19 protein-coding genes are annotated in these 22860 nt (G+C 64.2%); 8 read left to right on the forward strand and 11 right to left on the reverse strand.

The window, feature by feature from the left end; all coding sequences use genetic code 11:
• Position 1 precedes the first annotated feature (1 nt).
• Positions 2-646: a maleylacetoacetate isomerase gene (maiA, locus tag Q9316_RS22155; protein ID WP_306035479.1), complete on the forward strand. Its 645-nt coding sequence runs from the start codon at positions 2-4 to the stop codon at positions 644-646.
• Positions 647-812: 166 nt separating this feature from the next.
• Here the strand turns inward: maiA and Q9316_RS22160 are convergent, their stop codons facing one another.
• From Q9316_RS22160 to Q9316_RS22210, 11 genes are all read right to left on the reverse strand, one after another.
• A complete protein-coding gene (locus Q9316_RS22160; RefSeq protein WP_306035480.1) occupies positions 813-2294 on the reverse strand; it encodes an NAD-dependent succinate-semialdehyde dehydrogenase in 1482 nt (493 codons plus the stop codon).
• Between the two features lie 94 nt (positions 2295-2388).
• Positions 2389-3666: a 4-aminobutyrate--2-oxoglutarate transaminase gene (locus tag Q9316_RS22165; RefSeq protein WP_306035481.1), complete on the reverse strand. Its 1278-nt coding sequence runs from the start codon at positions 3664-3666 to the stop codon at positions 2389-2391.
• Positions 3667-3873: 207 nt separating this feature from the next.
• Positions 3874-4797, reverse strand: a complete 924-nt coding sequence (locus Q9316_RS22170; RefSeq protein ID WP_306035482.1) for a LysR family transcriptional regulator — start codon at positions 4795-4797, stop codon at positions 3874-3876.
• Between the two features lie 97 nt (positions 4798-4894).
• Positions 4895-6439 (reverse strand): ABC transporter ATP-binding protein, encoded by a 1545-nt coding sequence (locus Q9316_RS22175; protein WP_306035483.1) that lies wholly within the window; start codon positions 6437-6439, stop codon positions 4895-4897.
• A 5-nt stretch (positions 6440-6444) separates the two neighbouring features.
• The gene (locus Q9316_RS22180) at positions 6445-7377 is read right to left on the reverse strand and encodes an ABC transporter permease (RefSeq protein WP_306035484.1); all 933 of its coding nucleotides are present in this window, start codon (positions 7375-7377) and stop codon (positions 6445-6447) included.
• 71 nt (positions 7378-7448) lie between these two features.
• A complete protein-coding gene (locus Q9316_RS22185; RefSeq protein WP_306035485.1) occupies positions 7449-8510 on the reverse strand; it encodes an ABC transporter permease in 1062 nt (353 codons plus the stop codon).
• A 106-nt stretch (positions 8511-8616) separates the two neighbouring features.
• The gene (locus tag Q9316_RS22190; RefSeq protein ID WP_306035486.1) at positions 8617-9597 is read right to left on the reverse strand and encodes a BMP family protein; all 981 of its coding nucleotides are present in this window, start codon (positions 9595-9597) and stop codon (positions 8617-8619) included.
• 40 nt (positions 9598-9637) lie between these two features.
• Positions 9638-10630 carry a BMP family lipoprotein gene (locus Q9316_RS22195; RefSeq protein ID WP_306035487.1) on the reverse strand — a complete coding sequence of 331 codons (993 nt, stop codon included), beginning with the start codon at positions 10628-10630 and terminating at the stop codon, positions 9638-9640.
• Between the two features lie 51 nt (positions 10631-10681).
• On the reverse strand, positions 10682-11992 hold the full coding sequence (locus Q9316_RS22200) for an amidohydrolase family protein (protein ID WP_306035488.1): 1311 nt from the start codon (positions 11990-11992) through the stop codon (positions 10682-10684).
• 221 nt (positions 11993-12213) lie between these two features.
• Entirely contained in the window at positions 12214-13014 is an 801-nt protein-coding gene (locus tag Q9316_RS22205) for an aldolase (RefSeq protein WP_306035489.1), read from the reverse strand.
• Between the two features lie 168 nt (positions 13015-13182).
• Positions 13183-14079, reverse strand: coding sequence for a LysR family transcriptional regulator (locus Q9316_RS22210; RefSeq protein WP_306035490.1), 897 nt, complete (start codon positions 14077-14079; stop codon positions 13183-13185).
• A gap of 161 nt (positions 14080-14240) precedes the next feature.
• On the opposite strand from Q9316_RS22210, the gene Q9316_RS22215 reads away from it, so the two are divergent.
• The 7 genes from Q9316_RS22215 (at position 14241) to Q9316_RS22245 (ending at position 22805) form a co-directional block, all read left to right on the forward strand.
• Complete coding sequence (locus Q9316_RS22215; protein WP_306035491.1) at positions 14241-15635, forward strand: nucleobase:cation symporter-2 family protein; 1395 nt, start codon at positions 14241-14243, stop codon at positions 15633-15635.
• 77 nt (positions 15636-15712) lie between these two features.
• The gene (locus Q9316_RS22220) at positions 15713-16576 is read left to right on the forward strand and encodes an FAD binding domain-containing protein (protein WP_306035492.1); all 864 of its coding nucleotides are present in this window, start codon (positions 15713-15715) and stop codon (positions 16574-16576) included.
• Positions 16573-17055 (forward strand): (2Fe-2S)-binding protein, encoded by a 483-nt coding sequence (locus Q9316_RS22225; protein ID WP_306035493.1) that lies wholly within the window; start codon positions 16573-16575, stop codon positions 17053-17055. The genes Q9316_RS22220 and Q9316_RS22225 overlap by 4 nt, the downstream gene beginning before the upstream one ends.
• Positions 17052-19358, forward strand: a complete 2307-nt coding sequence (locus tag Q9316_RS22230) for a xanthine dehydrogenase family protein molybdopterin-binding subunit (protein ID WP_306035494.1) — start codon at positions 17052-17054, stop codon at positions 19356-19358. The genes Q9316_RS22225 and Q9316_RS22230 overlap by 4 nt, the downstream gene beginning before the upstream one ends.
• Positions 19355-20518, forward strand: coding sequence for a CobW family GTP-binding protein (locus tag Q9316_RS22235; RefSeq protein WP_306035495.1), 1164 nt, complete (start codon positions 19355-19357; stop codon positions 20516-20518). The genes Q9316_RS22230 and Q9316_RS22235 overlap by 4 nt, the downstream gene beginning before the upstream one ends.
• A 399-nt stretch (positions 20519-20917) precedes the next feature.
• Complete coding sequence (locus Q9316_RS22240; protein WP_306035496.1) at positions 20918-21841, forward strand: amidohydrolase family protein; 924 nt, start codon at positions 20918-20920, stop codon at positions 21839-21841.
• A gap of 16 nt (positions 21842-21857) precedes the next feature.
• Positions 21858-22805, forward strand: a complete 948-nt coding sequence (locus Q9316_RS22245; RefSeq protein WP_160786443.1) for an amidohydrolase family protein — start codon at positions 21858-21860, stop codon at positions 22803-22805.
• The last annotated feature ends 55 nt before the right edge of the window (positions 22806-22860 follow it).

A 22860-nucleotide genomic window follows, 5' to 3' on the forward strand; every position in this document is an offset into this window, starting at 1 on the left:
GGTGAGCGACGACATACTGCTCTTCGACTACTGGCGCTCCTCGGCGAGTTATCGCGTGCGCATCGCGCTCGAAAGTCTCGGCCTGACTTATAGGCGCGTTTCGGTCGATCTTCTGGCGGGCGAGCAGCGCGCGCCGGAACATCGCGCCCGCAACCCGCAAGGGCTGGTGCCGGCGCTGGTGATCGACGGGCAGATGCTGACGCAGTCCCTCGCGATCATCGAATATCTCTCGGAAACGCGTCCCGAGGCGCGTTTCCTGCCCGCCGATCCTCTCGGGCGGCAGCGGGTGCGCACGCTCTCCTACGCCATAGCCATGGAAATCCACGCCGTCTGCAACACCGGCGTCATCGGCCATGTCCTGGAAATCACTGGAGGCGGGGACGAGGTTCGCTCCGGCTGGATGAAGAAGTTCATCGGCGAGGGCCTTACGGCCGTCGAAGCCTTGCTCGACAACCCGTCGACCGGCACCTTCTGCCACGGCGAAACGCCCACCATGGCCGATTTCTGCCTCGTGCCGCAGGTCTACAATGCCGAACGCTGGGGCGTCGACATGGCCGGTCTTGAGCGTGTGCGCCGCATCGCGCAAACCTGCCTCGCGCTGCCGGCCTTCAAGGCGGCGCATCCGGAGGCGGTGAAGCCGGCCTGATCTTTCAGGTCGGGCTGGCACATGCTGTATATACCTCCTGAACGGGAAGGATATACCATGCCGGCAGCTTGGCGTGCCGCTGCTTTACAAAGGCGATGGCTTCTCCAGGACGGATATCGAGCCCGCATAGGCATCGCCCCGCAAGAGGCGGGGCGATCCTGGATCGTCAGGCGACGTCGCCCATGCAGACATATTTCAGCTCCAGATAGTCGTCCGCACCGTGGGCGGAGCCTTCGCGGCCGAGGCCGGACTGCTTGATGCCGCCGAAGGGGGCGGCCTCGGAGGAGATGATCCCGGTATTGACGCCGACCATGCCGTATTCCAGCGCTTCCGTCACCTTCCAGACCTTCTTCAGGTCGCCGGCGAAGAAATAGGCGGCTAGGCCGAATTCGGTGTCGTTCGCCTGCTCGATCACGTCCTCGACCGTGTCGAAGCGGAAGAGCGGGGCGACCGGCCCGAAGGTTTCTTCCCTGGCGACCGTCATGCCGCGGGCAACGTTCTTCAGCACCGTCGGCTGGAAGAAGGTGCCCTTGCCCTTGACGCGATTGCCGCCGGCAACGACGCTCGCGCCCTTGGAGACGGCATCGGCGATATGCGCCTCGACCTTCTCGATGGCGGCTTCCTCGATCAACGGGCCGATCGTCGTGCCCTTGTCGAAGCCGTTGCCGACCGAAAGCTCCGCGACCTTCTTCGCCAGCTTTTCGGCAAAGGCGTCATAGACGTTCGACTGCACGTAGAGCCGGTTGGCGCACACGCAGGTCTGGCCGGCATTGCGGTACTTGGACGCCATGGCGCCTTCGACGGCCGCATCGAGGTTCGCGTCGTCGAAGACGATGAAGGGCGCGTTGCCGCCGAGCTCCAGGCTCACCTTCTTGATCTGGTCGGCGCACTGGCGCATCAGGATGCGGCCGACTTCCGTCGAGCCGGTGAAGGAGATCTTCCGCACCTTCGGATTGAAGCACAGCTCCTTGCCGATGGCCGGGCCGTCGGTGCCGAGGATGACGTTGAAGACGCCGGCGGGGATGCCGGCCTTTTCGGCGAGCACGGCGAGCGCAATGGCCGAAAGCGGGGTCTGCTCGGCGGGCTTGGAGACGACCGTGCAGCCGACGGCGAGGGCCGGGGCGACCTTGCGGGCGATCATCGCGGCCGGGAAGTTCCAGGGCGTGATCGTGCCGACGACGCCGACCGGCTGCTTGATGACGAGCATGCGCTTGTCGGCGGAGGGGGCAGGGATCGTCTCGCCGTTGATGCGCTTTGCCTCTTCCGCGTACCACTCGACATAGGACGCGGCGTAGAGGATTTCGCCGCGGGCTTCCGGCAGCGGCTTGCCCATTTCGGCGGTGAGGATCGCGGCAAGTTCGTCGGCATTGGCGACGATCAGGTCGTTCCACTTGCGCAAGAGCACGCTGCGGTCTCTCGCCGGGCGGGCGGCCCAGAGCTGCTGCGCCTGGTAGGCCGCGTCGATGGCAGCCGCCGTCTCGCTCGCGCCCATTTCCGGCAGCGTCGCGAGTTTTTCGCCGGTCGCGGGGTTGAAGACGTCGAAGGTCTCGGCGCCGTTGCCGCCGATCCAGTTGCCGTTCACATAGCCTGCATCGCGCAGGAATTCGGTCGAGGTCAGGTGTCTCGTATGAGCATCGTAAAAGGCCATGCTTTCATTCCTTCGGACATGGAAGGGCGTTCACCCGGAGCGTTGCTCCGGGTGTTGCCTTGGGAGGATGTGTTTCAATCGTTTGCGACGCCGGTCAGGCGGCGCGGGCTTCGATCATCGAGGCTTCGAGGATATCGAGCGCTTCGGCGAAAACCTCGTCCTGAATGGTGATCGGCGCGAGGAAGCGGATGACGTTGCCGTGCACGCCGCAGGTGAGCAGGATCAGGCCCTTTTCGAGGGCTTTCAGGCGCACCCTGTTGGCGAAGTCGGCGCTCGGCTGCTTCGTGGCGACATCGTTGAACTCGACGGCGTTCATGAAGCCGGGGCCGCGGATGTCGACGATCTCGGGAATCTTGTCCTGCAGCGAGGCGAGGCGCTGCTTGAGGCGCGCGCCGAGGCTTTCCGCACGGTTGCACAGGTCCTCGTCCTTGATGACGTCGAGAACGGCATGGGCTGCGGCAACGCCGATCGGGCTGCCGGCATAGGTGCCGCCGAGGCCGCCGGGGCCGGGTGCGTCCATGATCTCGGCGCGGCCGGTGACGGCTGCGATCGGGAAGCCGCCGCCAAGGCCCTTGGCCATGGTCATCAGGTCGGCGGCGATGCCGTAGTGCTCCATGGCGAACAGCTTGCCGGTGCGGGCAAAGCCAGTCTGCACCTCGTCGGCGATGAGCAGGATGCCGTGCTGGTCGCAGATCTCGCGCAGCGCCTTCATGAAGTTGACCGGGACCGGATAGAAGCCGCCTTCGCCCTGCACAGGCTCGATGATGATCGCGGCAACGCGGTTCGGGTCGACGTCGGCGGCAAAGAGCTTCTTCAGCACGCCGAGCGACTGCTCGACCGTCGTGCCGTGCATTTCGACCGGGAAGGGTGCGTGGAAGACGTCGCCCGGCATGGCGCCGAAGCCGACCTTATAGGGAACGACCTTGCCGGTCAGCGCCATGCCCATGAAGGTGCGGCCGTGGAAGCCGCCCGAAAAGGCGATGACGGCCTGGCGGCCGGTGGCGGCGCGGGCGATCTTGACCGCGTTCTCGACGGCTTCCGCGCCCGTCGTGACGAAGATCGTCTTCTTGGCGAAGTTGCCGGGGGTGATGGTGTTCAGGCGCTCGGCAAGCTCGACATAGTTCTCGTAGGGCACGACCTGGTGGCAGGTGTGGGTGAAGCGGTCGAGCTGGTTCTTCACGGCCTCGATGACGCGCGGATGGCGGTGGCCGGTATTGACGACGGCGATGCCGGCGGCAAAATCGATATAGCGATTGCCTTCCTTGTCCCAGATTTCCGCATTCTCCGCACGGTCGGCGTAGATTTGCGTGGTCATGCCGACGCCGCGCGAGATGGCGGCGTTCTTGCGGTCTGTAAGAGGCGTGGCGGTCATGGCGCTATCCTGAATCTGGAGGCTTCGTTCAATAACTTGCATTTTTTCTGCAAGTCTCGCGGGGAATTCCTACATTTTTTCTGCAAGAATGCAACGGCCATTTTATGCAGGGAATGCGGCTGAACCAATAGCATATGCGCGGCGGAAATACGCCCGTCGAAAGCGGCGGGTGCCGCTCCATCAAGAGGGTGAGGAAGCCGGTCGCTTCTACTTCCGGGGGCCGCGCTCCGGGAAGCCGTTCCGTTCGGCGGCTGCGGCGATGAAGACGGCCTTGAGGTGCTCGGCCGCCGGCGAGAGGCTGTGGTGGCGCCGCTGCAGCAGCGAGACGTCGCGCATGACGAGCGGTTCGATGAGATCGACGGTGGTCACCCCGACCGCGGAGGCCAGCTGGCTGGAATTTTCCGGCAGCACGGCGACGCCCATGCCGGCGGCGATCATGCTGATGGCCGTCGTCGAGAAGCGCACATCGTATTTCGGGCGGAAGCTCGGCACGACGCGGATGAGGTTGTGCTCGACGATGTTGCGCAGCGGATTGGCGGCGGCGAGCGTGATGAGGGTTTCGTCCTTCAGTTCGGCCCAGCGCACGGATTTGCGCTTGGCGAAGCGATGGTCCTCACGGCAGACGAACATCAGCTTGTCGCGCAGGAGCGGCGTCGCGGTGATCTCAGGATCGTCTTCGGAAAGGGTGCCGACCGCGATATCGACCTCGTTGCGCTTCAGCGCCGGGCTGATCTGCTCTTCCGGCATGTCGCGGATACTGACGGAGATCTCGGGATACATGCGCAGGAAGCGGGCGATAATCGGCGGCACGATCGTCGCGGCGAGCACGATCGCGGCCGCGATCGTCACCTGTCCGCGCTTGAGGGAGGCGTTGTCCCTGACATCGCCGACCGCAAGCTCCAGGTCCTTCAGGATCTTGCGGGCCTGCGGCAGGAATTCCTGGCCGACCAGCGTGAGCGAGACCATGCGGGTATGGCGATCGAACAGGCGCACGCCGATTTCCGATTCCAGATCGCGGATCAGGATGCTGACCGCGGACTGGGTAATGTGGAGATTTCTGGCGGCGAGATTGAATTGGCCGAGCTCGGCCACCGCGATGAAAGCCCTGAGTTGCCGCAGGGTTATGTTCATGGACGAGCCGCCCTCCTTGGGACATGCCGGGTCTGCCTAAAACGTTGCCGGCGCCGCTCCTGTGCGAAAACCGCCATTAACTTTTACTGGAATTGCTCTAGCCGGCAAGCACTGGTTGCTCAGCCGCCTGTTCCGTATTGCCCGCCATGAGCAGCCCCAGCTCGTCAAGACGGCTGCGGTCGGGCGGCAGTTCGCCGAGGATTTCGCCGTGGCACATCACAAGGATGCGGTCGCAGATCGCGAAAAGCTCCTCTAGCTCGGTGGAGATCAGCAGGATGGCGCGGCCGTTGTCGCGCTGCTTCAGCATCTCCTCCATCACGAATTCCATCGCGCCGATATCAATGCCGCGGGCAAGCTGGTTGACGAGGATGAAATCCGGGTTGCGCGCCAGTTCCCGCGCCACCACCAGCTTCTGTTGGTTGCCGCCCGAGAGATCGCCGATCCGCTGGTCCTCGTCGCGCGACTTCACGCGGAAGCGCTTGATGAGATCCTGCGTATGCGTGCTGATCGTGCGCCGGTTCAGCATGCCTCGCTTTGCGAACGGCGCCTGGTCGTAGCGTTGCAGGATGGTGTTCTCGCTGAGCGAGAGGGAGAGCACGATGCCGTGTTTGTGCCGGTCCTCGGGGATGTGGGAAAAACCGCTGGCATTGATGCGGGACGGGTCCAGCCCGGTAATGTCCTTGCCGTTGAGGATGACGCGGCCGGAATCGACCGGCAGCAGGCCGGACAGCGCCAGCGACAGCTCGGTCTGGCCGTTGCCGGAAACACCGGCGATGCCGACGATCTCGCCGGCGCGCACGTCAAGGCTGACATTGCGCACGGCGGGCAGGCCGGTTTCGCTGCGGCAGGTGAGTTTTTCGACCGACAGCACGAGCGGGCCGGGGGCCGCAGGACTGCGCGGCAGTTCCATGCGCACGTCGCGGCCCACCATCATGCGGGCGAGGTCGCGGGCGTTGGTGTCCGCGACGTTGACGGTGTGCACCACGCGCCCGTCGCGCATGACGCTGATGCGGTTGCTGACGCGCATGACTTCATCGAGCTTGTGGGAGATGAAGACGACGGTCTTTCCGTCCTTGACGAGATCGCCCATCAGGGCGAGCAGCCGGTCGGTTTCCTGCGGCGTCAGCACGGCGGTCGGCTCGTCGAGGATCAGCAGGTCGATGCCGTGGAACAGGGCTTTCAGGATCTCGACGCGCTGCTGCTCGCCGACCGAAAGGTCCTCGATGATCGCGTCGGGCCGCACGTCGAGCGCGTAGCGGTCTGACAGTTCGCGAATCTTCGCATGGACCTTGTCCATGTCGTTGATGAGCCGCAGCGCCGTTCCCTGGCCGAGGATGTAGTTTTCCGCGACGGTGAGGTTGGGCACGAGCATGAAATGCTGGTGCACCATGCCGATGCGCTGGCGGATCGCCTCGCGGGGGCTGTTGAATCGGACGGACTGGCCCTTGTAGACGATCTCGCCCTCGTCCGGCCGCACCATGCCGCAGATCATGCTCATCAGCACGCTCTTGCCGGCGCCGTTCTCACCGAGCAGCGAGTGGATCTCGCCCTCCTCGATTTCCAGCGACACGCCGTCGCTGGCGACGATGGGGCCGAAGCGCTTGTGGATGTTGTCGATGCGCAGGAAGGGTTTCTGGGACATGTCCGTTACCTCATTTCGTAAGGCTGGCCGAGCTTGCTCGGCGCGGCACCCTTGCCGCGGACCACGACGAGCGTGATGATCGTCATGATGTAGGGAAGCGCCTGCAGCAACTGGTAGGGCACGACGATCGACGCCTGGGCCTGGAGCATGAGCTGCAGGGCATAGAACAGGCCGAAGAGCAGCGAGACGAAGAAGGCGCCGATGGGCGACCACCGGGCGAAGACGACCACGGCAAGCGCGATGAAGCCGCGGCCCGAGGTGATGCCCTCGACGAACTGGTTGGAGTGGCCGAGCGTCAGGAAGGCGCCGCCGAGCCCGGCAAGCCCCGTGCCGATCAGCACGGCGCTGTAGCGGTAGGCCGCAACGTTCCGGCCGGCGACATCGACCGCCTTCGGATGCTCGCCGACGGCGCGCAGCGTCAGGCCGAAAGAGGTGCGGTAGAGCACGACGGCGGCAAGGATTGCCACGAGGATGGTGCTGTAGACGATCAGGTTCTGCCGGAAGAAGGCCTCGCCGAGGAAGGGCAGGTCGCTGAGCCAGGGAATGTGGATCGGCTGGGCAATCTCGATGCCCTTGCCGGTGGAGACGTAGTAGGTGCGGAACAGGAAGGCCGTGAGGCCCATGCCGAGCAGGTTGAGCGCCGCGCCGACCACGATCTGGTCCGCCTTGATGGTGATGGTGAAGAAGGCGAAGATCAGCCCGAACAGCATGCCGCCGATGACGCCGGCGAGAAGGCCGAGCAGGACGCTGCCGGACGCGAAAGCCGTTGCGAAGCCGCAGAAGGCGCCGACCAGCATCGTGCCTTCCAGCCCGATATTGAGCACCCCGGCCCGTTCGGAGAAGACCTCACCGATCGAGGCGAAGATCAGCGGCGTGGCAAGCCTCCAGGCGGCGCCGGCCAGCGTCGCGAGGAAGGTGAGAAACATCATGTCGTCCATGCAACGGACCCCTTTGGATCATGTCCGTCCCTCGCGGAGGGCGGGTTAAGCCTTTGATTTCCAATCGCCGCCTAGCGCAGGATCCGCATTATTTCGCGGAACTTGGCGAAGGCGACGACCGACAGGATGACGATGCCCTGGATGACCAGCACGAGGACCTGCGGCACCTGCGAGGTGATCTGGAGAACCTCCGAACCGGATCGCAGGGTTGCGAACAGCCCGCCCGACAGGATCGCCGCCAGGGGATTGTTGTTGGCGAGCAGCGCGACGGCGATGCCCTCGAAGCCATAGCCCGGCGAGATGTTCTGGTAGAGCCGGTGGGTGACGCCTGCCACTTCGAAGGCGCCGGCAAGGCCCGCCATCGCGCCGCTGATACAGATGGCGATCATCACGTTGCGGCGCACATCCATGCCGGCATAGCGGGCGGCATGCGGGTTGAGGCCGACGACGCGCAGCGCAAAGCCGCGGCTGCTCCTTTGCAGGAAGATATAAAGTGCGACCGCCAGCACGATGGCGACGAGGATGCCGATATGCAGGCGCATGTCCGAGACGATGCGCGGCGTCCAGGCCTCGCGCACGAGGCGGGCCGATTGCGGATAGGCGGCGCTCGCATCGCGCATCGGTCCGGTGACGAGATAGCTCGTCAGGATGAGGGCGATGTAGTTGAGCATGATCGTGGTGACGATCTCGCTTGCCTGGAAGCGCACTTTCAGGAAGCCGGCAATGCCCGCCCAGGCGGCGCCGGCCAGCGCGCCCGCCACCATGACAAGCGGAACGTGGACCCAGACGGACAGGCCGTCGATGCTGGTGCCGACGAAGGTCGCGGCGATTGCCCCGACATAGAGCTGTCCCTCGGCACCGATGTTCCAGATGCTGCACCGGAAGGCGACGCAGAGGCCGGCGCCGATGAGGATGAGCGGGGTCGCCTTGAGCAGGATCTCGCCCACCGAGCGCATGTCCTGGAACGAGCCGAAGACCATGACGGTGAAGGCATCGCTGCCGTTGAAGCCGTTGAGCCACAAAAGAAGGGCGCCGCAGGCAAGGGCGACGAGGACTGCCGCGATGGGGGTAACGGCGCTGATCGCGATCTGCGAGAGCGTCCGGTAAAAGGTATGGGCTGCTTGAGGATACACGTTCTCACGCACTCCCTGGTTTACCTGTTCCATGGATCGGTCCGAATGTTGGTGTGGCGCGAAAGGGAGCGCTGCGGCCGGATGGGCCGGCCGCAGCGCCCGTCGGTCACTGGCCGTCGGTCTTGATCTCGCCGGCAGCGATCTTCTCGCTGATCGCCTTGACCTCGGCGCGGATGTCTTCCGGCACCGAGACCGGGCCGTCATCGCGGAAGGTGAAGGAGATGACCTTCGGGTCCTTGAGGCCGAAGACGACGTTTTCCGTCGGTGGCTTGCCATCCTGGATCGAACGCGCGACTTCCACGACGCCCTGCGCATAGTCGGCGACGTAGAGGCCGAGAATGTTGTTGGGCGCGACTTCGGTGAAGTCGCTGAAGATCGAGAAGGAGCGCACGTCCGGGCCGGATTCGGAGATGGCCTGGTAGCCGCCGACGGTCGCGCCCGAGGCATTCGGCACCACGAAGTCCGCGCCCTGCGAGATCATGCTCAGCGCGGCTTCCTTGGCGGCCGTCGTATCGGTGAAGTTGCCGATATAGGCCTCGCTGATCGGGAAGTCCGGATTGACGCTCTTGGCGCCGTTCTTGAAGCCGGCGAAGGCCTGCTGGATCGGCGGGATTTCCATGCCGCCGACAAGGCCGGCCTTGCGGCCCATCTTCGCGGCGATGACGCCCATCAGGTAGAAGGGCTGGCTGGTATCGGTGTTGAGGCCGATGACGTTGCCTTCATGGATGGCGCTTGAGGAGATCAGGAAATAGGTGTCCGGATAGTCGAGGGCCACTTCCAGCGCGGCATCCTGGAATTCGAAGCCGTGGCCGAGGATGATCTTGTAGCCCTGGCTGGCATAGTCGCGGAACGCCTTTTCGAACGAGGCCGGGTTCTGCTGCAGCTCGACATAGCTGATCTTGGCGCCGAGCTGCTCTTCCACGCCCTTCAGCGCGTTGTAGCCGATCCGGTTCCAGCCTTCCTCCGAAACGCTGCCGGGCACGAGAAGGCCCATCTTGAAGTCTTCGGCATGCGCCATTGCCGGAACGGATACGGCGATGGACAGCGCCGCCACTCCTTCCAGGAACATTCTTCTTGAAAGTCTCATTGCTCTTCCTCCCATTTTGATGGTTTTTCAGGGCCGGCGCTTACTTCGCGCGTGTCTGGACCTCGCCCGCAGCGATCTTCGCACGCACCTCCTCCAGGTGCTTGCGCAGGTCCGCGGGTATCGATCTGGCGGCCTCGTCGTTAAAGTTGAACTTGATGACGTCGGCGTCCTTCAGGCCGAAATCGACGTTGCTTTCCGGCACCTTGCCATCCTTGATCGCGGACACGATCCGAACGATGCCCTGGCCGTAATCGGCGATGAAGGTGCCGAGGATGTTCTTGGGGGCGACCTCCGTGTAGTCGCTGTAGACGCTGAAGGTGCCGTATTGCGTGCCCGCTTCCTGCGCGGCCTGGATGACGCCCAATCCGGCGGCATTGGCGTTGGGAACGACGAAATCGGCGCCCTGGGACATCATGCTCACGGCGGCTTCCTTGGCGGCGCTCGCGTCGGTGAAGCTGTTGATGAAGACGGTCGATACCGGGAAGTCCGGGTTCACGCTCCTGGCGCCCTTTGCGAAACCCTCGAAGGCATGCGCGATCGGCGGTATTTCCATGCCGCCGATGAGGCCCGCGCCCTTGCCCGTCTTCGCGGCGATCACGCCCATGAGATAGAAGGGCTGGCTGGCATCGGTGTTGAGGCCGATGACATTGCCTTCGTGCACATAGCTCGAGGAGACGAGGAAGACGGTTTCGGGGAAATCCTCCGCCGTCGTCAAGGCCGCATCCTGAAACTGGAAGCCGTGCCCCAGGACGACCTGATAGCCATGGCTCGCATAGTCGCGGAACGCCTTTTCGAAGGCGGCCGGATTGTCGGGCAGCTCGACATAGCTGATCTTGGCGCCGAGCTCCTTCTCGACCCGCTTCAGCGCGTCGTAGGCGATGCGGTTCCAGCCTTCCTCCGCGACGCTGCCGGGCACGAGAAGGCCCATCTTGAAGTCTTCGGCATGCGCCGGGACTTGCCAGGATATACCGGCGAAGGCCAGGCCGAGAGCGGATGCAAGTAACGAACGACGTGAAATTGCAGTCTTCTTCATTCCATTCCTCCCATTAGATTGAAGTTCCAATCCCCCGGAGTCGCCGTTCGGTTATGCATCCTCCTTCAAGCGGGCACGTTCGATGTGCACGGACGTGGTGGCGGTTTGCGAGACAAGGCGTCCCTTCGAGAAGACGAAGGCGCGGTCCGGTCCGCCGGCGACCAGCGTGTCGGTGTCCAGGCAGTCGGTGACGATGAAGTCGGCGCGGGCGCCGGCCGCAAGGCCATAATCCTTGCCAAGGCCCATCAGGCGGGCCGGGGCCGTCGTGATCATGCGGTGGGCCGCGGCGAGCTCGTCGCCGCGCAGATGTCCGGCAAGCAGCGTCCAGCGGGCGATCTCCAGCATGTCGCCCGAGCCGGTCGGCACGAACGGGTCCTGGATATTGTCGGAGGCCGTGGCGATGGTGACGCCGGCCCGGTGCAGTTCGGCGACCCGCGTCAGGCCGCGCGGCGGCAGCATCTCGTAGTCGCGGCCCTGCAGGTAGAGGTTTGCGGCCGGAAGCGTCACGGCGCCGACATCGAGCGCCAGCATGCGCTCGGCGATGCGCTGGAACTCCGAGCGCGGCAGGGCGCTCAGCACCGAGATATGGCTGAAGACGGTGCGCCCCTGCATGCCGAAGCGCTCGACCCTTTCGAGGGCGGCGTCCAGCAGGTGCACGTCGGCCTTGAGGTGCTCGTCGAGATGCAGATCGACCGGTTTTCCGGCCTTCACGGCGGCGGAGAACAGGATGTCGAGATAGCGCGGCGGGTCTTCGGAAACGGCGGGCGTGCCGCCGACGGCGTCGGCCAGCGCCACGGCGCCGTCGATATTCTTGTCCAGCCAGTCGAAATCTTGGCCCGGATGGGGCGTCATGAAGGCGACGAGCTGGAGGGTGATGCGGTCCTTCGCGCCATCGCGGATGCCGGCCAGCGTCTCGATGCCGTGGAAGCCGGCATCCTTGTCGACGTTGATATGGCTGCGAATGGCCGTCGTGCCGCGGGAAAGACATCGTTCGACCGTGCGCGTCGCACGCTTGTGGATATCGTCGGGGCCGGCGGTGCGGGCATATTTGGCGAAGGCTTCGCGGGCGCCCTGGAGCGTGCCGGACGGGTTGGGCGTGAAGCGCAGGACGCCGGTCTTGTCCAGATGCTGGTGGGCATCGAGGAAGCCGGGCGAAACCAGCATGCCGGAAATGTCGATGCAAGCGCCGTAGGATGTGGCGTCGAGGAACGGCTCGACGGCGACGATGCGCCCGTCGGCCCCCACGATGATATCGCTGACCGATTGCGAACCGTCCGCATGGATGACGCTTCCGCCGGTAAGTGCAAAGGGCTGACCGGGGGTCAGATTTGCGAGCGACGCAGTTGGATTTTCACGTACCATTCGTCCCCACCTTTTTCGTTATGAAACAAACGTAAGCACGCGCCATTAATTTAAACAAATTCATTATTTGAATTGTTTGATAAAAAATTCGCAACAATCGCGGGTGCTAAGATTTCTCGCGGGCGCAATATTTGTCGAATAAAATCAAGTTAAATCAATATATTGAAGATTTTGTCGGCCCGCGCCCTCTGAACCCGGCAGGGCGCAGGCCTCGCAGATGCTCAGTGCCGATATTGCGGTTCTTCCGCGTCGAGCTGCCGGCGGATGGCGGCAAGGTGGGCGCGGGCGGAGTCCTCGTCGCCCTCGCGCATCTGCCGGTAGGCGGCCTCGGCGATCGCCGGATCCACCGGCGAAACCGTGCGGCCCGTCGACATGGCGAGAACCTGAACTTCCGCCGCCCGTTCGAGGTAGTAGAGATCGTCCCAGGCTTCCGCGATGGTCGGCGCGAGCACCAGGACGCCGTGGTGCTTCAGGAAGACGATGTCGGCCTCTCCGACCGTGCCGGCAATGCGCGCGCCCTCGCTGTAGTCGAGCGCCAAGCCGTTGTAGTTCTCGTCCACGGCGGTGCGCCCGTAGAATTTCAGCGCGGTCTGCCCGGCCCAGATCAGCGGCGGGCCGTCCGTCATGGAAAGCGCGGTCGCATAGGGCATGTGCGTGTGGAAGGCCACCCTGGCGCGCGGCAGGCGGCGGTGGATCTCGGCGTGGATGTAGAAGGCGGTCGCCTCGGGCTCGCCGTCGCCCTCGACGACGGTGCCGTTGAAATCGCAGATCAGCAGCTTCGAGGCTGTCAGCTCGCGAAAGGCATGGCCGTAGGGATTGACGATGAAGAGATCGTCATGGCCCGGCACGACGGCGGAAAAATGATTGCAGATGCCTTCCTCGAAACCGTTGCGCGCCGCCATGCGGAAGCAGGCGGCAAGGTCTTCCCGGGCGGCGCAGATGGCGTCGGAGGAAAGATCGGGGCGATTGGGTCGGGTGGATTCGTGGGGCTGTTCGGCACGGTCTTTCAGGGAGTGAGCCATGGGTGCTCCTGGTCTGGCGTGGCTGGGTCTGGCGTGGCTGGGAGCGGCGGCTGACCGGGAGCGCATGGGCGCCGGCCTCCGCGCGCGGCACTCGATTGCCGCGCCCTGCCTGCCTGCGTCCTGCGCAGTCCAGCAGCGCCGCCAGATAACGCGCAAATTTTTGAGCGGTCAATGCACGGATTTCAGCAGGAAGTCCCGGAAGCGGCGGGCGGCGGGAGAGAGGGAACGGGTGCGTTTCTGGATCAGGCTGACCTCGCGCTTGATATGCGGTTCGGTCGGCGTGCGCACGACGAGACCCATCGAGGTCGCCAGCCGCGTGACGGCGGAGGTCATGATCGCGACGCCGAGCCCACCCTCCACCATGCCGATGATCGTCAGCGGCAGCGCCACTTCCTGCATCGCCTTGTCGAGCGGCAGGATGATCCCGTTGCGCGTCAGTTCGTTCTCCAGCCGGTCGCGAATCGGATTGCCGCGTTGCGGGCCGATCAGCTTGCGGTCGGCAAGGTCGGTCCAGCGCAGTTCCGGCAGCTTCACGAGGGGATCGTCGGCGTGGAGCACGACCAGGAACTCGTCGGTGGTCAGCCGCGTGCCCATGAGTTCCGTGTCGTCCTCCGGCACCGTGCCGATGCCGAGGTCCACCGATCCGTTGGCGACCTGTTCGAGCACGGTTTTCTCCGCGACGTCGTGCAGTTCGACGGCGATCTCGGGGTAGAGCTTGTTGAAGCCGTGCACGAGCTGCGGCATCATCAGGGCGGCCTGGACCGTGCCGGCCGCCATGGTGACTTTGCCGCGCCTGAGCGCATTCAGTTCCCGTGAGCTTTCCACCATGCCTTCGATGTCGGCAACGGCGCGCGCCGCGATCGGCAGGATGTCCATGCCCGCCTGGGTGAGGCGCAGAAGCCGCGTATGCCGGTCGAATAGGCGCAGGTTCAGGTTGGCTTCCAGCTGCCGGACCAGCGTGCTGACCGCCGATTGCGACGAGCCCAGCTTGTCCGCCGCCAGCGTGAACTGACCGAGATTGGCAACGGTGACGAAGGCTCGAAGCTGCTTCAGCGTGATGTCCATGCCGACCCATTCATTCAGTTTCTAGATGAATAAATATAATTATGCCGATTGTTTGCTGATTTGGCCAGCCGCATGATCCACCTCGTACGGCGTGCGGTGATAAAACATGAGGCCAAGATGCCCCCACCGCGCCGGAACACTGTTCGCTGGGAGGAAAGCGAATGTCCAATCCTGCAATGACGGATCCCGTCGAGAAGATGTACCCCATCCCGAGCCTTTTTGCTCTGGGCCTGCAACACGTTCTTGTCATGTATGCCGGCGCGGTCGCCGTACCGCTCATCGTCGGCACAGCCCTGCACCTGCCCAAGGAGCAGATCGCGATGCTCGTCAGCGCGGATCTGTTCTGTTGTGGCATCGTCACCATGATTCAGGCGCTCGGCTTCGGCCGTTATGTCGGGATCCGGCTGCCCATCATGATGGGCATCTCGTTCACCGCCGTCCCGTCGATCATCGCGACGGGCACCAATCCCGATCTTGGCATGCCCGGCGTCATCGGCGCGGTCATCGGCTCGGGTGTCTTCACCATTCTCGCCGCGCCCTTCTTCGGAAAATGGGTGCGCTTCTTCCCACCGGTCGTCACCGGCACGGTTATGCTGGTCATCGGCCTTTCGCTGATGCGCGTCGGCGTCAACTGGGCCGCGGGCGGCCAGCCGATGATCCGCAGTCCCGAAGGCATGATCCCGAACCCCGCCTACGGCGCGCCGTTCGCGCTTGCCGTCGCTGCGATCGTCCTCGTGTCGATCCTGCTGCTCACCCGTGTGCTGAAGGGCTTCTTGGCGAACCTCGCGGTCTTGATGGGTATCGGCATCGGATTTGCCATCGCCATCGCCTTCGGCAAGGTGGATTTCCACGGCGTGACGGATGCCGGCTGGGTGCAGATCATCCATCCGCTCGCCTTCGGCTGGCCGATCTTCGAGTTCTGGTCGATCTTCTCGCTCTGTGCCGTCATGGTGGTGATGATGATCGAATCGACCGGCCAGTTCCTGGCGGTCGGCGACATGGCCGGGCGCAAGATCACCCAGACCGAACTGACCCGGGGCCTGCGCACCGACGGCGTCGGCAACATCATCGGCGGCCTGCTCAACACCTTCACCTACACCACCTATGCGCAGAATGTCGGCCTGCTGCAGATCACCGGCGTGCTCAGCCGCTGGGTCGTGGCCGCGGGCGGCGTCATCCTGATCCTGCTCGGCTCGCTGCCGAAGGTGGCCTTCGTCAGTGCGTCCATTCCGAGCTACGTCGTCGGCGGTGCCGCTATCGTGATGTTCGGCATGGTCTCGGCGACGGGCGTGAAGATTCTGGCGAAAGTGGACTTCGCGGCCAACCGGCGCAACCTCTACATCGTCGCGGTCAGCGTCGGCCTCGCCATGGTGCCGGTCGTTGCGGACAATATCTTCGCCCAGCTTCCTGCCGCACTCGGAAAATTCCTGCACAGCGGCGTGCTGGTCGGCACCTTCGCGGCGGCCCTGCTCAACATCCTCTTCAACGGCGTGCCCGCGAAGGAGACGGATGAGCCCGAGGTCAAGAACGGCGCAGCCGCTGCCGACCTCGCCTGAAAAGCCACAAATATTAGTCCGGCGGCCACGGCCGCCGGAGCCCCGAGCCCGAAGGGCCGAAATCCAAGAGGAACGCCATGAGGCGCTTTGAATACCATCGTGCGGAAACGCTGGAGCAGGCCTCCCGTCTTCTCACCGATCTCGGTGACGACACTTTTCTGTTCAACGGCGGCACGGACCTGCTGGTCGAGATCCGGGAGCGGCTGCGCCGCGTGCGCAACGTCGTCGACATCAAGAGTATCCCCGGCCTGTCCGATATCACCTATGACGAGACGCGCGGGCTGACCTTCGGCGCGCTGGTGACGGTCGGCCGCCTGGAGCGCCTGGCGCTGGTGCGCGAGCGCTACCCCAACCTGCGCGACGCACTCGCCTCGCTCGGCTCCATCCAGGTGCGCAACCGCGCCACCGTCGTCGGCAATGTCTGTCGCGCCTCGCCGTCGGCCGATACGATCCCGCCGCTGATCGCGGACGGCGCCTTCATTCACATCTACAGCCCGACGAATATGCGCGTCGTGCCGCTCGCCGAGTTCTTCACCGGCCCCGGCAAGACCGTGCTCGCCAAGGGCGAGATCGTTACCGGCATCACCGTGCCGCCGGCCGGCGACAATACCGGCAAGGCCTATCTCAAGCACGGCCGCCGCAAGGCGATGGAACTGTCCACCGTCGGCGTCGCCGTCAGCCTCTCCATGGAGGACGGCGTGTGCAGCGACATCCGCATCGCGCTCGGCGCCGTCGGCGCGACCGTGCTGCGCGCTCCCGGGGCGGAAAACATGCTGCGCGGCACCACGCTCGACGCGGCGACCGTCAGGAACGCCGCGAACAAGGCGATGGAGGAGTGCACGCCGATCAGCAACGTGCGCGCCAGCGCCGATTACCGTCGCGACATGGTCGGCGTCTTGACCGGCCGCGCGATCAAACAGGCATTGGAGACATTCGCATGAAACGGATCGTGGAATTCACCGTCAACGGCGAGGCGCGCGACATGGCGGTCGATACCTGCCGTTCGCTGCTCGACGCGCTGCGCGACGACGTCGGCCTCACCGGCACCAAGAAGGGCTGCGACGTTGGCGATTGCGGTGCCTGCACCGTCATCGTCGACGGCGAGCCGGTCAATGCCTGTCTCATGCTCGCCGTCGAGGCGGAAGGCCGCACGATCGAGACCATCGAAGGGCTCCAGTCGGGCGTCGATACGCTGCATCCCCTGCAGGATGCCTTCATGCGGCACGGCGCCTCGCAATGCGGCTTCTGCACGCCGGGCATCCTGATGATGGCCAAGAAGCTGATCGACGACAACCCGAACCCGACCGACGAAGACATCCGCTTCGGCCTTTCCGGCAATATCTGCCGCTGCACGGGCTACACGAAGATTTTCGACGCGATCAAGTCCGCCGCGCGCGAGATGGAGGCAGCAAGATCATGAACATGACGACCCCTATCGAGAAGCGCGACTTCAAGATTATCGGCAAGAGCGTCAAGCGCGACGACGTGCTCGAAAAGGTGACGGGCGAGGCCGAATATACCGGCGACATCAAGCTGTCCGGCATGCTGCACGGCAAGATCAAGCGCGCCGCCATCGCCCATGCCCGCATCAAGAGCATCGACGTCAGCAAGGCGCTTGCCTATCCCGGCGTCAAGGCAGTGCTGACCCATGAGAACGTGCCGCGCGTGCTGCACTACGGTTCGCCGCATCCGCGCTCGGCCTCCTGCACCAAGGATCAGTACATCCTCGACGACAAGGTGCGTTTCTGGGGCGAGGGCGTCGCCGCCGTCGCCGCGATTAGCGAAGAGATCGCCGACGAGGCGCTGGATCTGATCGAGGTGGAATACGAGCCCTTGCCGGCCGTCTTCGAGCCCGAAGACGCCGCGCAGCCCGGCGCGCCGCTCATCCACGACGTCGGGCCGGGCGGCAACCTGGTGCTCGACCCGGTGCGCGTCAAGCGCGGCGATGTCGATGCGGGCTTTGCCGAGGCGGATTTCGTGCTCGAAGGCACCTTTTCCGGCGGGCGGCCGCATCCGGCCTATATGGAGCCGAATGTCTGCATCGCCGACTGGGACGGTTCCAACAAGCTGACTTTCTGGACCTCGACGCAGACCTCCTTCATGGTGCGCGGCATCCTTGCCGAAGTGCTCGGCCTGCCGCTGACCAAGGTACGCGTGCTGGTCGACCACATGGGCGGGGGGTTCGGCGCCAAGCAGGACCTGTTCCAGCATGAATTCCTCTGCGCGCTGCTCGCCAAGGAGACGCGCCGGCCGGTGAAGATGGAATTCACCCGCCACGAGACCTTCGTCGCTGGCCGCTCGCGTCACCCCTGCAAGATCTGGCTGAAGCAGGGCTTCAAGAACGACGGCACCCTCGTCGCGCGCGACATGAAGCTGGTGTACGATTCGGGCGCGTACGGCTCGCATGGTCCGGGCGTGACCATCGTCGGCACCACCGCGGCCACCTCGCTCTATCGCTGCGAGAACGTGCGTCTGGAAGGACGCTGCGTCTATACCAACACGCCGATCAACGGCGCCTTCCGCGGCTATGGCGTGGTACAGAGCTACTACGCGCTGGATATCCAGATGGACGAGGCCGCCGAGCGGCTCGGCATGGACCCGGCGGAGCTCAAACTGAAGAACGTGGTGCGCGAGGGCGACATCGCGCCGTCAGGCCATCCGATCCTCGGGCACGGGCTGGAGATCTGCATCCAGCACGGCGTCGAGAAGATCGGCTGGAAGGCCCTGCGCAACCGCGACCGCACGCCGGACCCGAAGCGCCCGCATATCCGCAAGGGCTGGGGTATCGGCTGCGAGATGCACGGTTCCTCCGCCTATCCGGGCATCAAGGAACAGGGCAATGCCACCGTGAAGGTCAACGAGGACGGAACGGTGACGCTGCTGACGGGCGCGGCCGGCCTCGGCACCGGCGCGCATACCGCTCTGGCGCAGATCGTCGCCGAGGAACTCGGCGTGCGCTTCGAGGATGTCGGCACGATCCACGGCGATACGGACGTGGTGCCGTGGGATATCGGCGCCTTCGCCAGCCACACGACCTATCTCGTCGGCACCGCCGCGAAGATGGCCGCCGGCAAGGTCCGCACCGCGGTTCTCGAGCGGGCGGCGATGAAGCTGCAGGTCTCGCCGGCCGAGGTCGACATGACCGAAGGCAAGGTGTTCCTCATCGCCGATCCCGGCCGCGTCATGTCGGTTGCGGAAGCCATGGGTCCGTCCCGCGGCATTCCCGCCGCCAACATCGTCGCGAACGGCACCTACGAGCCGACGAAATCCTATTCCTTCGCTGCGCACTTCACCGAAGTGGACGTCGATACGGAAACCGGCATCGTCGAGGTCAAGCGCGTGGTACCGGTGCACGATGTCGGCCGGGTCATCCACCCGATCGCGGCCGAAGGCCAGATCGAGGGCGGCATCCAGCAGGGTATCGGCCACACGCTGACCGAGGACTATGTGATCGACAAGAAGACCGGCCGGTCGCTCAATGCCGGCCTCGTCGACTACAAGATGCCGCTGTCGATGGACATGCCCGACATCGAGACGGTCATCCTGGAAGCCGCGCCCGATCCGGGCGGCCCCTGGGGCGCCAAGGGCGTCGGCGAGGATCCGATCATCGCGATCGGCCCCTCCATCGCCAACGCCATCCATGACGCCATCGGCGTGCGTTTCCACCACTATCCGATCACCCCGGAAGACATTCTGAAAGCCTTGAGGGAGAAGGGCGCATGAACATGCATATCGAACCGGCAACCAAGAAACTCCCGATCACGATCCTTACCGGCTTCCTCGGATCGGGAAAGACCACGCTGCTCAACTACATCCTGACCGAGCGCCACGGCCACCGGATCGCCGTCATCGAGAACGAGTTCGGCGAAGTGGACGTGGACAGCGACCTCGTGCTCGCCTCCGACGAGGAGATCTTCCAGATGCAGAACGGCTGCATCTGCTGCTTCGTCGATGTGCGCAACGACCTGATCGACGTCATGAAGAAGCTGCTCAGCCACAAGGACAAGTTCGACCATATCATCGTCGAGACATCGGGCCTTGCCGACCCGACGCCTGTCGCCACCGCCTTTTTCGTCGATCGCAGCGTCGCCGAGGAAGTGGAGCTGGACGCCGTCGTGACGTTGGTGGACGCCATGCATATCGACCAGCACCTCTACGATCCGGTGCTCGACGGCAGCGACAACCAGGCGGTCAACCAGATCGTTGCGGCCGACCGCATCCTCGTCAACAAGATCGACCTTGCCTCCGAGGAAGCCCTCGGTTCGCTCGAGGGATCGCTCCGCAAGCTCAACCAGACGGCGCCGATCCTGCGTTCGACCTACGGCAAGGTGGACCTGTCCAACATCCTCGGCGTAAACGGCTTCCGGCCGTCCTATGTACGCGAGCGGGCGGAAATTCTCGACATCGACATGGACGACGACCGCGATGCGCATGGCCATCACAGCCACGAATGCCACGACGCGGCCTGCGACCACCCGGACCACGACCACGCGCATCATCACGATTGCCACGACGAGGCCTGCGATCATCCCGATCACGACCATGGGCACGGCCACCAGACGGCTTTGCGGCCCCATAGCCATGACGCGACGGTGAAGTCCCATTCGTTCGTTTATCCGCAGTCCTTCGACGGCGAGAAGCTCGCGGGCTTCCTGAAGGATTATCTCGGCGAGCACGGCGACGACATCTTCCGCACCAAGGGCATCGTCTCGGTGGCGAACGACGACCGCTTCTTCGTGCTCCAGGCCGTGCACAAGCTGGTCGATTTCCGGCCGGACCACGCCTGGGGCGAGGACACGCCGAAATCGAAATTCGTCTTCATCGGCCGCAATCTCGACCGTGACGGCATCGACAGAAACTTGCGCGCCTGCCTGGCGGCCTGACGGCGCTTCTCCCGTCGCAAGACGCCTTGCACAAGTCCTCTGTCTGAACCGCCCGCGCACCCTCCAGCGCGCGGGCGGTCATTGCTGTTTTTCAGAATATCCCTTTAAAAATAATGGCTTAGATTGATTATTTTATTGACATAAAGCGAGTCGCATGGTCTTCTGGCGCCGAGTAGAAGCACCGACAATTGCTCACCGTCTGTTGGAAGATGAGGCCGCAATGTCGATGCTGACTACGAAAGGAACACCCGTCGCTCGTGCTCGCTCTGGGCGCGCTGCAGGCCGTTCTTCTCTGTCCTTGGCATTTCCTGAGATCGCGGATCCGTGCCCGGCTTCGGCCGGCATGGCATTGCCGCGCGGCCCCGCATCGACCGGACCCTCTACGACAGGAGAACAAGAATGATAATCGACCTAAGCTGCTACCCCACCGATCTGGTGGACCTGGCTTGGCGCCACGACGGACCGCCGTTCACCGGCGACAAGCTTTTGAAGATGATGGACGGCCCGTACTATGTGAACGGCAAGCCGCGCCGCGTGGACAAGGCCTTCATCCAGCCGCCGCAGGGCAACACCATCTACACCCATGAAATCATGGACCTGGAAGGCAAGGCCGCCATCCGCCAGTACATGGGCTACACGGAAAAGATGGTGACCGAGCATCCCGACCGCTTCCTCGGCTGCTTCGTCTACAATCCGCGTTACGGCGTGCAGAACGGCGTCGACGAAATCGAACGCTACGCCAAGGAATTCGATTTCAAGATGGTCCAGCTCCAGGCGAACATGCACGCCTACCGCCCGGACCGCGCGCTCGACTGGCTGCGCCCGGCCATGAAGAAGTGCGCCGAGCTCGGCCTGATGGTGAAGGTGCATACCGGCGACGGCCCGTACTCGATCCCGACCGAGTTCTACCCGATCATCCGCGAATTCCCGGAGATCAACTTCATCCTCGCCCACTTCGGCGTCCAGACGGGCGGCGTCTACGTGTTCGAGCCGATGCAGATGGCCCTCGACACGCCGAGCGTCTACGTCGAATCCGGCTGGTGCCTCCAGTCGCGTATCGTCGAATTCGCCAAGGTCCTGCCCAAGCACAAGATCCTCTTCGGCTCCGACACCCCGCCGAACGAGCCGGGCATGTGGATCAACCTTCTGGAAGTCCTCTGCCACGAGCCGCCGCAGGGCCTGAACCTCTCCGAGGACGATCTGGAAGACTACCTGGGCAACAACCTCGCCCGCATGATCGGCCTCGAGCCGACCGCGCCGCCGGCAAGCGTCGAGGAAGCCGAGGCGTATCTGCGCCAGCACGGCGTCCAGATCGCCGCGTAAAAGAACGGAGTGAACAATGATCATCGATACCCATCTTCACCCGACCAACCTCGTCGACGAGGCGTGGCGTCATACGGGTACGCCCTTCACGGGCGAGCGCATGCTCAAGCTGATGGACGGCCCCTACATGATCAACGGCAAGCCGCGCCGGATCGACATGGGCTTCATCCAGCCGCCGCCGGGCAACACCGGCTACCGTGACGGCAACCGCAAGGGCCGCGAAGGCATCCGCGACTACATGGCCTATATTGCCGAGCTGTGCGAGAAGTACCCGGACCGCTTCATCGGCAACTTCAACTACAACCCGCGCTGGGGGCCCGAGAACGGCGCTGCGGAGCTGGAATTCCACGTCAAGGAATACGGCTTCAAGATGCTGAAGCTGCATGCCAACATGCATGGCTATCGTCCCGACCGTGCGCTCGAATGGCTGCGTCCGGCGATGAAGAAGTGCGCCGAGCTCGGCGTCGTCGTCCTCATCCACACCGGCGACGGCCCCTACACGATCCCGACGATGTTCTACCCGATCATCCGCGAGTTCCCGATGGTCAACTTCATCATCGGTCACTTCGGCATCCAGACGGGCGGCAACTACTCGTTCGAGTCCTTCTGGATGGCTATGGATACGCCGAACGTCTACTGCGAGTCCGGCTGGTGCTTCCAGTCGCGCATCGTCGAGTTCGCCCAGCAGCTGCCGAAGAACAAGATCGTTTTCGGCACGGACAGCCCGCCGAACGATCCGGGCATGTGGCTGCGTGAGCTGGAAGTGCTCTGCAAGGACCCGCCGCACGGCATCAACCTCTCCGAGGACGATCTGGAAGGCTATCTCGGCAACAACATCGCCAAGCTCGTCGGCATCGATCCCTCGCCGCCGCCGCGCGACCTGAAGGACGCCCAGGCGCGCCTGACGGACAGCTATGCCGGCGTCGACCGCGCCACCGGCAAGCATCTGCTGCAGCCGGCTTGATTTGAACACGGCGGCGCCCTCCGGGGCGCCGCTACCCACCCGCAGTGATCCGAGG

The sequence above is a fragment of the Shinella zoogloeoides genome (assembly GCF_030733845.1).
GTDB classification, from domain to species: domain Bacteria; phylum Pseudomonadota; class Alphaproteobacteria; order Rhizobiales; family Rhizobiaceae; genus Shinella; species Shinella zoogloeoides_C.

Bases quoted from the DNA above. Each gene is read 5' to 3' on its own strand.
- Q9316_RS22160 (WP_306035480.1), bottom strand. From the start codon at position 2,294: ATGGCCTTTTACGATGCTCATACGAGACACCTGACCTCGACCGAATTC.
- Q9316_RS22165 (WP_306035481.1), bottom strand. From the start codon at position 3,666: ATGACCGCCACGCCTCTTACAGACCGCAAGAACGCCGCCATCTCGCGC.
- Q9316_RS22170 (WP_306035482.1), bottom strand. From the start codon at position 4,797: ATGAACATAACCCTGCGGCAACTCAGGGCTTTCATCGCGGTGGCCGAG.
- Q9316_RS22175 (WP_306035483.1), bottom strand. From the start codon at position 6,439: ATGTCCCAGAAACCCTTCCTGCGCATCGACAACATCCACAAGCGCTTC.
- Q9316_RS22180 (WP_306035484.1), bottom strand. From the start codon at position 7,377: ATGGACGACATGATGTTTCTCACCTTCCTCGCGACGCTGGCCGGCGCC.
- Q9316_RS22190 (WP_306035486.1), bottom strand. From the start codon at position 9,597: ATGAGACTTTCAAGAAGAATGTTCCTGGAAGGAGTGGCGGCGCTGTCC.
- Q9316_RS22195 (WP_306035487.1), bottom strand. From the start codon at position 10,630: ATGAAGAAGACTGCAATTTCACGTCGTTCGTTACTTGCATCCGCTCTC.
- Q9316_RS22200 (WP_306035488.1), bottom strand. From the start codon at position 11,992: ATGGTACGTGAAAATCCAACTGCGTCGCTCGCAAATCTGACCCCCGGT.
- Q9316_RS22205 (WP_306035489.1), bottom strand. From the start codon at position 13,014: ATGGCTCACTCCCTGAAAGACCGTGCCGAACAGCCCCACGAATCCACC.
- Q9316_RS22210 (WP_306035490.1), bottom strand. From the start codon at position 14,079: ATGGACATCACGCTGAAGCAGCTTCGAGCCTTCGTCACCGTTGCCAAT.
- Q9316_RS22215 (WP_306035491.1), top strand. From the start codon at position 14,241: ATGTCCAATCCTGCAATGACGGATCCCGTCGAGAAGATGTACCCCATC.
- Q9316_RS22220 (WP_306035492.1), top strand. From the start codon at position 15,713: ATGAGGCGCTTTGAATACCATCGTGCGGAAACGCTGGAGCAGGCCTCC.
- Q9316_RS22225 (WP_306035493.1), top strand. From the start codon at position 16,573: ATGAAACGGATCGTGGAATTCACCGTCAACGGCGAGGCGCGCGACATG.
- Q9316_RS22230 (WP_306035494.1), top strand. From the start codon at position 17,052: ATGAACATGACGACCCCTATCGAGAAGCGCGACTTCAAGATTATCGGC.
- Q9316_RS22235 (WP_306035495.1), top strand. From the start codon at position 19,355: ATGAACATGCATATCGAACCGGCAACCAAGAAACTCCCGATCACGATC.
- Q9316_RS22240 (WP_306035496.1), top strand. From the start codon at position 20,918: ATGATAATCGACCTAAGCTGCTACCCCACCGATCTGGTGGACCTGGCT.
- Q9316_RS22245 (WP_160786443.1), top strand. From the start codon at position 21,858: ATGATCATCGATACCCATCTTCACCCGACCAACCTCGTCGACGAGGCG.